This is a genomic window from Acinetobacter gerneri DSM 14967 = CIP 107464 = MTCC 9824, from assembly GCF_000368565.1.
Classification (GTDB): domain Bacteria; phylum Pseudomonadota; class Gammaproteobacteria; order Pseudomonadales; family Moraxellaceae; genus Acinetobacter; species Acinetobacter gerneri.
In genome coordinates this window covers 778,892-783,122 of sequence record NZ_KB849544.1, presented here as the reverse complement: position 1 = coordinate 783,122, position 4,231 = coordinate 778,892, and the positions used below count along the sequence as shown (strand labels likewise).

General features: G+C 36.8%; 1 protein-coding gene. It reads left to right on the top strand.

Features of this window, described 5'->3' with window-relative positions; translation table 11 throughout:
- Window positions 1–4,231 (top strand): Ig-like domain-containing protein (locus F960_RS22690; RefSeq protein WP_004866742.1); only part of this gene is annotated, 4,231 nt, incomplete at both ends.

The following is a 4,231-nucleotide window of genomic DNA, read 5'->3' as shown; positions in this document are numbered from 1 at the left end:
ACTCCTGCAACACCAACTCAATATATTGATGATGTAGATCCAGTTCAAGGCATATTTGGAACTGGTACAACCACAAATGATACCACTCCAAGTGTCATCATCACGCCAATTTCTAGCAATGAAAAGGCAACATTATATGTTGATGGCAAGGAAGTTGAATCTGTATACGATCCGGTTAAAGGTACATTGACACCAAAAACGCCATTACAAGATGGTGATTATAAAGTTACCTATACAGTAACTGACATCGTGGGTAATGAAAGTCCTCAAAGTGGACCGATCAATATCACCGTTGATACAGTCGCACCTGTTGCACCGACAACACCTACACAATATTTGGATAATGTTGATCCTGTGCAAGGTCTGTTTGGTACGGGTACATCGACCAATGACCAAACGCCTGGCATTATGATTGGTCAAAAAGATTCAAATTTGACAGCGACTTTATATGTTGATGGTAAGGCTGTGGAATCTGTTTATGACACTGCTTCTGGTACTTTGACACCGAAAACACCATTGGTTGATGGAAATTATGATTTTAGTTATTCATTGACAGATACTGCGGGTAATGAAAGTGCGCAAAGTGGAACGATCAATATCACTATTGATACGACTGCTCCACTCAAACCAATAAGTGCAATTACTGAGTATGATGATGATGTCGGTGCTAAAGTGGGAATATTACCTATAAGCACACCGACTGATGATACAAAACCTGGTTTTGTTATAGATAAACTGGCTTCAGACCAACAAGCATATTTATATGTGGATAATGTCAAAGTTGATGCGATCTATGATCCAGTCAAAGGAACCTTAACCCCAGTTAAAGAGTTGACTACTGGCGATCATGTTATTCAATATTCAGTTGTAGACAGTGCTGGTAATGAAAGTCAAAAGAGCGATCCTGCTACACTTCAGATTGCCTTAAGTAATACAAATACTCCTGCAACACCAACTCAATATATTGATGATGTAGATCCAGTTCAAGGCATATTTGGAACTGGTACAACCACAAATGATACCACTCCAAGTGTTGTCATCACGCCGATCTCCAGTGATGAAAAGGCAACATTATATGTTGGTGGTAAGGAAGTTGAATCTGTATACGATCCAGTTAAAGGTACATTGACACCAAAAACGCCATTGCAAGATGGTGATTATGAAATTACCTATACAGTGACTGACATTGTGGGTAATGAAAGTCCTCAAAGTGGACCGATCAATATCACCGTTGATACAGTCGCACCTGCTGCACCGAAAACACCTACACAATATTTGGATAATGTTGATCCTATACAAGGTCTGTTTGGTACGGGCACGTCAACCAATGACCAAGCGCCTGGCATTATGATTGGTCAAAAGGATTCAGATTTAACAGCGACTTTATATGTTGATGGTGAGGCTGTGGAATCGGTTTATGACGCTGCATCTGGTACTTTGACACCGAAAACACCATTGGTTGATGGAAACTATAATTTTAGTTATTCATTGACAGATAAAGCAGGTAATGAAAGTGCGCAAAGTGGACCGATCAATATCACTATTGATACGATTGCCCCTGTTCAACCTGATGCACCGACTCAATATATTGATGATGTTGATCCTCAGACGGGTATCTTTGGATATGATTCAGCGACCAATGATACGACGCCAAGCTTTATTATTGGTTCATTAAAAGAGGATGAAACCCCTACATTATATGTAGATGGTAAACCTGTAGATGCTATCTATGATCCTGTTGCTGGAACATTGACTCCGAAGGACCCTTTATCTGAGGGAAGTCATGATATTACATATTCGGTGACTGATGCTGCTGGTAATGAAAGCTTGCAAAGTAATCCTGATCAGCCTTTGACAGTGGTTATTGATACAATAGCACCAGCAGCATTAACTGCTGAATCATATACAGATAATATTCAGAAAGAGTATATCAAAGACGTTGGAACATTTTCATTTGATACATATACAAATGATCAAACACCTACAATCAATGGTAGTGGAGCTGAAGCAGGAGCTTTGATTACATTAAGAGATGAAACGGGGAAAGTTTTAGGTACATCAGTGGCAGATGCCAAAGGAATGTGGTCAGTAACACCAACGGTCGTAAATCAATTAGAGCAAGGAAAGTATTTAAAAACCTTATTTATAACAGAAACTGATAAGGCTGGAAATGAGAGTGATCCTGCTTCATGTGTATTAAAAATAGATACATTTTCATCGCTTAAATCTACGACGATTACTTCAATTTTAGATGATTCAGGAAAAGGTATTACTCAACTATCTACAGTTAAGTTGATGGATATTACGATTAATGGGACTATCGACTTTCCTTTAGATGATAATGAAGTAGTACATGTAATGCATGGTACGACTTATGTCGGAACGGCAATTATGACATCAGCTACCACTTGGACATTTACTGAAACTATTGATTTATCAGATTTCATAGGTTCTGTTTCAAATCAAATTGCATTTACAGCACAAATTATAGATGAAGCGGGAAATGGTTCAGGGATATCTCGACAATATAAAATAAATTTTGATTTAACTAGCGCTCAAAAAGCCTTAATTAATGATTTAAGCATCGATACTTCTCAAGATTCAGAATTAACTACAACAGTAGATAATACTGTGGGTACTTCGGATCAAAAATCTGAAGTCACTCCACTTACTCTAAACTTTAAAAGAACACTTTTAGTGGGGGATACAATGGCTGACAACAAAGCTACTACGGGGATTAGTGACGAACAATCGCTTATTACAACAGTTTTAAATAATAGTTATATTGATGATATAACACCATCCGTACAAGATGAATTCACACCTACATTACGTGATATAAAAAATGTTCAGGTAGTCACGATTACACAGATATATGATGGTAAAGCTCCTTCTCTTGGGGTGGTACTTAATGGGGCAATGACAAATGATGATACCCCTGAAATTCGAGGAACATTAAGCCAACCTTTAGCTACAGGTGAAAATGTTTATATTTATTGTAATGGTGAACTAATTGATATAGCTGAAGTTACTGGAACTACTTGGACTTATACCGATGGTAGTTTGGCTAGTCAACGAACCTATGAATATACCGCTGTTGTTAAAAATGCAAATGGAGATAATGTCTCAGAATTTAGTAATGGTTATTCAATCGTTACTAATTTTGATGAAGTTTCTCAGGGTATTGATATTGGATTAATTTATGATAATACCAATCCATTGGTAGGCATAGTAGATAATAATGGTTTTACGAATGATAAAACTCCAACATTAGAAGGCGATACTGGATTATTATTCTTAGATACAGATACTATTGTTATTTATAGAAATGATATAAAAATTGATAATGCTGTAATTGAATTAGATGGGCAAAAATGGAAATTTACAGATAATTTAAATAGTGATGGTAATTATAAATATCAAGTAGCAATTCTTGATGCAGATGGTGTCCAAAAAGCTATATCTGGTGAATATAGTATAGTATTGGACACTATACCACCTATAACAACAGCTACAATTATTAGCTATAGCGATGATATCGCCCCTTTAACAGGTGATTTTTTAAGTAACTCTACGACTAATGACACTTCACCAATATTAAATATTCAAGTTAGTGATGTTATTGAGGCAACTGAAGTAGTCCAAGTCTTTAGAGATGGTATTTATATTGGTGATGCTACTAAAGTTGATAATAGCAATTATGTATTTAAAGATAATAGTGGTCTTGTAGACGGTAAAACCTATACATATACCACCCGTGTCGTGGATGCAGCAGGTAATGCAGGTGTATTGAGCAGTGAGTTTAATATCACAGTTGATTTAGTTGCACCAGATCAACCAAATGCACCTACGCATTATTATGATGATGTCGGTTCTATTCAAGGCGTTTTTGGTACAGATACAACGACTGACGATACCAAACCAGCTATTATCATTGAGCAAATTGAGTCAAATGAATCAGCAACACTTTATGTTGATGGTGTAAAAGTTGATTCCGTCTATGATCCAGTATCTAGCACTTTGACTCCAGTCATTCCATTGGAAAATGGAAAATATGATATTTCATATACTATTTCAGATGCTGCTGGTAACGAGAGTTATAAGAGTGATGTCATTGTAATAACTGTTAACACAACAGCCCCAACTCAACCAACTGCACCAACAGAATATGTTGATAATGTTGATCCAGTGCAAGGTACATTTGCATCAGGTACGACAACCAACGATACAA